Source organism: Prosthecobacter sp., from assembly GCF_046154365.1.
GTDB lineage: Bacteria > Verrucomicrobiota > Verrucomicrobiia > Verrucomicrobiales > Verrucomicrobiaceae > Prosthecobacter.
The window spans coordinates 1-5572 of sequence record NZ_JBJXFV010000032.1; the positions used below are offsets into that span (position 1 = coordinate 1).

At 59.7% G+C, this 5572-nt stretch carries 4 protein-coding genes; all 4 read right to left on the bottom strand.

Annotated elements, in window-relative coordinates; genetic code table 11:
- The coding region (locus ACKVY0_RS04110) for a sialidase family protein (RefSeq protein ID WP_409213522.1) at positions 1-980 on the bottom strand (980 nt) is incomplete at its 3' end.
- Positions 981-1028: 48 nt separating this feature from the next.
- The gene (locus tag ACKVY0_RS04115; RefSeq protein ID WP_409213523.1) at positions 1029-3461 is read right to left on the bottom strand and encodes a DUF4838 domain-containing protein; all 2433 of its coding nucleotides are present in this window, start codon (positions 3459-3461) and stop codon (positions 1029-1031) included.
- Positions 3462-3487: 26 nt separating this feature from the next.
- Complete coding sequence (locus tag ACKVY0_RS04120) at positions 3488-4330, bottom strand: hypothetical protein (protein WP_409213524.1); 843 nt, start codon at positions 4328-4330, stop codon at positions 3488-3490.
- Between the two features lie 67 nt (positions 4331-4397).
- On the bottom strand, positions 4398-5572 hold a 1175-nt coding region (locus tag ACKVY0_RS04125), incomplete at its 5' end, for a DUF4838 domain-containing protein (RefSeq protein WP_409213525.1).

The window sequence follows — 5572 nt, forward strand, 5'->3', positions numbered from 1 at the left end:
CGATAACCATAGCTCATCAGCAGCCGACCATCGCGCAGTCGGAGCAGGTGAGACGGGAGCCCATAGCAGACCGCATGCGGTTCGCTCCAGGTCTTGCCACCGTCGGACGATTCCGTTTGCAGCGTCCAATACTTGTTAGCTTCGTTGTGATTGCGAATGTGAGCGATGATGGTGCCGTTGGCCGCCTCGACGGCATGCAGTTCGTGATAGGCGTTCCTGTCACCCGTGCGGATCGGGATATCAGCCAGCCACTGCCACGTGAGACCGTCGTCTTTGGACTCACAGACCCCGATCTTACGACTGTCGGTCCAGAGTTGTTTGCCTGCATAAAGCAGCCGCCCGTCAGCGAGTTGAACCGGGCCATGTGGGCTGTTAACGATCGTGGGAATCCGAGGAGACCATGATCTGCCTCCATCGGTGGACCGAATGACCCACTCGCCCTGGTCGGCCTTGCGTTCGGCATCGGTGAGTCGCGCGTGAACGGCGTTCCATTTGGACTGCTGCTCTGGCGGCATCGCTTTGGTCCCCCAACCGTTGAGCGACCAATCAGTGTAAGTGATCTTCTCTTTCAAGTGCGATTCATAGGCCAGTGAGGTGAACGTCGAGACCAACAAGGTCCCTTGAGCCGTCTCCAGCACGCCCGAATCCCGATCGTCGGTAGCGCTGTCGAGCAAGACTCGCGGCCAGGTCCAGGTCGCGCCGTCGTCGCGTGAAGTCATCGCCTGCACCTGCCCGAATGGGCAAACATGCGACTCACGACCACCGGACCACGAAAGCCAAAGTTCCCCATTTCGTCGGCGGACAACCGTCGGCCAGCCGTGGTAAAACTCCGGCTGTTGTGAGATAACTTTCGTCTCTAGTATCTTGGCCCTCGGCGTTGCTGCGTGAGAGCGGCTTGGAAAAAATGCCGCGCATGACAAGCCCGCTGCCGCCTGCATGAAACGACGACGAGATACGAATGGATGTGAGCTTGGTTGCATGGTGTGTCGCTATTGCAATGGCTGAATGGTTTGCGTATTCAGAGGCGTTCACCGCCGCATGATGAGATTCCCCATGGCCTTCGGGTCTTTGAACTTCGTGCCGCTCGGGAAGAGCATGTAGAACTCGGGGGCGTTGCCGGCCATGCGTTGGCGGCAGATGTTGACGCCCCAGGGGAAGGCTTTACTGGGCACTTGGCCTTCGATGGGTTTGGCTTCGATGAGGGCTTCGACGAACCAGCGATCTGCGGCCTTTTTCACGGCGATGTTTTTCACGGTGTAGAAGCTGGCGAGGTCTTCGGAGCGCGTGGTGACGCATTCATCGAGCACGGTGCCGTTGGGATTGATGACGATGAATGGGCGGATGCCCTTGGCGGTTTCGAGGCGGAGCTCGACGGTGTCGTCATTGAAGATGGCGTAGCTGTCGCGGTCTTTGCAGTCAGCGCGGAGCTTGTCCATCTTGGGCTCGATGCACTCGATGGCGACGACGAGGCCGCTGTCATCCGGCAGCCAGCGGAAGGCGACTTTGGTGGAAATGTGATGCGGTGTCTCGCCGGTGAACATCTCGCTCAAGGGCGTGAAGACGCGGCCTTCGTCGGTCCAGAAGGGCTTGGTGAAGTCGCCGTCGATCTTGGGCTGAAGATGCGACCAGTAGCCGGCGATTCCGCCGTTGTTGCGCTGGAGATTGGCAAAGAGACCCTTCAGCGGCTGCATCTCAGCTTCGAGCAGCGCGATGCGCTTCGTGTAAATGCTGTTGCCGGTTTTGTCTTTGGCAGCGGTGAGGAGCGCGAAGAATTGGTCGATATCGGCTTGCTTGAGGAAGCCACCGTTGGCGGTGACTTCACGCGCTTCGGGGCGCGACCACACAGCTTCGCCGAACTCATGGAATTGCTTCATCTCGGCCTGCGCGGGGCCGAAGAATACGCGGTAGTATTCGTCCAGCGTGGCCTGCATGTCGAGATTGCGCTCCCACATCATGCGGGCGTGCAGGTAGATCATGAGGTGCGACAAACCTGGGCGACGCAGGTTGTTGGTCGCGTCGGGTTTGATCTCATTGCTGGGAATCCATGGCACTTCGATGTCGTAGCCGACGGCGTGGTCATAGGCGGCTTTGAGATTGGCCTGCATGAACTTGGTAAAGAACACGGGCGCGGGCGGCGCATTGCGGATGTGAGCTTGCTCCAGATAGTGGTCCATGATGAGCAGTTGCTCGCGACCGTCATTCATGCGCTTGAGCCACTCTTGGCGCACTGCGAGATCGCCACTCCACTGTGGCAGCATCCAGCCCGTGCTGTGCTGCATGAGGCCAACGAGCACGCTATCGGGGATCTTGTCCACGGTGGTCGGCGGTATGGTGGTGCCGCTGTAGGCCATGACGGTGAACTTGCGTTCGGGGATCTTGGCGCTGATGCGCTTCACGATGTCGAGATTGAAGTCCCAGGCGTAGTTGCTGAAATTGCCGTAGATGCCGCGCTCCGATTGATCAAAGCCTGCTGCGGCGTCGGCGCTGTCGATAGAAGACCAGCCATCGGGCTGGCCCAGACTATCGTATTCGATGCCGGGATAGACTTGCCGAGTGAAGTTAAGCGAGGTGATGAAATCAGCGCGCAGCTTCTCGCTGGTGAGCTTGGGTGAGTTATAGTTGGGCTTGCCATTGATGATGCCGAAGTAGGCGGGATCAGCCTCTTTGCCAAAGTAGGTGAGGCGGCCCACGGCATGGTAGATCGGGATGACCTTGCTGGTGCCGACGCCCATGGATTTATACCACATCATCTCCTGCCGATAGACACCAGGCTGGTTGTCAGCGAAACGCCGCTGGCCAAACTCCGGCTCCTTCGTCACCGACTGCTCGGCGATGCTGATGCTATCGTGATGCGGGCGGATCAGCCCGAGTGCTTCATCCGGCATATACCAGCGCATGCCTAGCTGCTCCAGCAAGCCAAACACGGCATACAGCGTGCCGGTGGCATCATACAAAATGAAGCCGCACTCCTTGTTGTATCCGCCCCCACCGTAGAACGACGGTGTGCGCCACTTGTGACCGGTCATCGTTTCCCATGTCTTCTGCGAAAGGTCATGCGCGCGGTCGGTGTATGGCGCGAAGTGGTTCTGCGAGTGAAACACGTCGCGCCCGATGAGCACGAGGTGATGTTCCTTCGCGATGATCTTGTAACCATCGAGCTTCACGTCATCGACGCTGATGCCGAGCTTCTGCGTGTGCTCGCTCGCGCCGACATAGATGTGATTCGGCGCATCGCTTGGCTTGTCCACGATGGCGAGTGTCGCGCCCGACATCGCCAGCAAATGGCGCTGGAGTTCCTCGGCACAGGTGCGCGTGGCTTTGATTGCATCCGCAGCGATGACGATGTCCGCAACAGGCTTGCCGTTGGTGACGAGATCGACGGCTTGAGATGGCAGCGCGACAAGGATGCTGATCGCAGTCAGCAGGAAAGTGCGAAGGGTCGTTGGAGAGTGGGTGTGCATGAAGGTGTTCCTCGGTCAGTGATGGTTCAGCGTTTGGCACTCAGCTTGGCCTTCGCCGTGGCGAGCGAGTCCGCAGGCGGATTGCTCGATGCCACGACGGCCTCGTAGCAAGCTCTTGCCTTGTCCGTTTCGCCCAGCGCCTCGTGAGTCGCCGCGCGTGCCATTTGCACCATGGTCCAATGCGGTTGTTTGCTGAGGTCGTTGACCCGATCAAACTCCGCAATGGCGAGCGCACCCTTGCCATCCTGCGCGAGGACACGTGCCCGATTGGCGATGGCCTGATAACGCATCGTGGCACCTGGTTCCTTGAGCTTCATCACCTCATCGAAGCACTCCAAAGCTTGCTGCCCCTTGAACAGCCCCCCAAGACGCAGATGCGCAGTGGCCTTCTTATAATCATTGATGGTGTAACCCAGCGCCGCACGAAAGTCCTTCTCCGCCGCCACCGCATCACGCACGCGGCCCGATGCCTCGCCCCGGATCATGAGCGCCTCGAAGCTCAGCGCATCCGGCCAAAGCGAAAAATCCTCGTCCTTCACCAGCGCCACGACCTCCGCATACTTCGACTGCATCGTCAGCAGTTTCATGCGGCAGAACGTGCGCAGATGCTCTTCCTTGATCTTCGCCACAAGCGCAGCAGCCTTGTCGTGCGCCTTCAGCTGAGTCTCGCAATACGCCGAATGAACGAGGCAGCGGTCAACGGCTTGCGGATTCGGGTTCATGGCGATCAGTCCTTCGAACGCCGTTTTTGACTCAGCGAACTTGCCGCTGTCGTAAAGCTTGAGCGCCGCCTGGTAGTCTTGAGGGAAGGTGGCCCCCTGAGCGATGGCAGCGCAGAGCAAGACAATGGAGAGGATGTTTCTGATCATTTGTTGTGCTAATTGAGAGCAAGCGAGTTTGGCATTCAAAGTAGGTGTGGCTGTCTGCCATTCCGTCTCACTTCCCCTTCCCCCACAGTTTCGCGAACTTCTCCGGCACGTAGAAGTCGTCCTTCCCCGTCGCTGAGAAGGCCGTGCGTTCGATGGTCGTGCCGCGCACGCGTTGGCGGCAGAGGTTGAAATGCCAGGGGAACAAATCCTTGGGCTGGGCTCCGTCGATGCCTTTGAGCGGGTCGATCATGCGGGAGCCTTCGCCGGTGATGGGGAGGCGCATTTCGATGCTCCATTCTTTGTCGCCACGATGCACGGCGAACTGTGCGCCGGAGGTCCATTTCACGCCTTTGCCGTCCTTGCCGTGGTCGATCTCCAGCACGGTGCCGGCGGGATTGATGGCGATCTCGTAGTAGCTGTTGGACGCGGTCTCGATAAGCAGTGTGATGTGATCGCCTTTGAGGAGTTTCGGGTCGTCGGGCGTGGTGGTGGCGCTGTTGACGCCGGGCATGTCGGGTTCCTGGCAGACGATGCCGATGTGCAGGATGCTGCCTTCGCGCTGGATTTGGAACATCGTGTTGGCTGTGGGTCGCGGGGCGTCGGGCGTGAGTTTCACGAGCGGGGCGCTGCGCACGTCGGTCCAGTAGTCTTTGAGCACCTGGCCATCGAAGGCTTTTTCGCGCAGCGGCTTGCCACCGGTCTGATGCGTCTCCAGCACGCGGTAATCGAGCGTGGTGTCGTGCTTGCGGCTGAGCTGCTGTTGCAGCGTGCGCAGCGGCTTCATGAGATCGGCGATTCTTTGAATGCGGCGTCCGGGGAGCGATTGCGGATCGGCGGCTGCTTGCGCGGCGGCGAGCAAGGTGAGGGCCTCGCCGATCTTCGTGCCGTCCTGGCCCATGTGCATCCAGTTGGCCTCGGAGAACTCGGCGAAGGCCTGCATCGGCTTGGCCGCGGGGCCGTAGTAGCTGGCGAAGTAGTCGGCCAGCAGCGCATCGAGATTTTGATCCGCATCCCACCAGAGACGCGAGGTGACGTAGAGATTCAGGTGCTCCAGCGCGAATGGGTCGTAGCCGAAGCTGTTCTCTTTCCCGGCAGGATGATCATAGATTTCGATCATCTCGCCGAGCGTGTGGCCTTTGAGTTCGCGCAGGTCGCTGGCGATTTGCTTCGTGTAAATCACGGGGCGTCCGGCCTGCTCGGGGCGCGCGTTGATGTTGTAGTCCCAGGTGAGGTATCTGCCAG

What these genes read in the sequence shown, in the direction of transcription:
- ACKVY0_RS04115 (WP_409213523.1), bottom strand. Translation starts at nt 3,461, where the DNA reads ATGCACACCCACTCTCCAACGACCCTTCGCACTTTCCTGCTGACTGCG.
- ACKVY0_RS04120 (WP_409213524.1), bottom strand. Translation starts at nt 4,330, where the DNA reads ATGATCAGAAACATCCTCTCCATTGTCTTGCTCTGCGCTGCCATCGCT.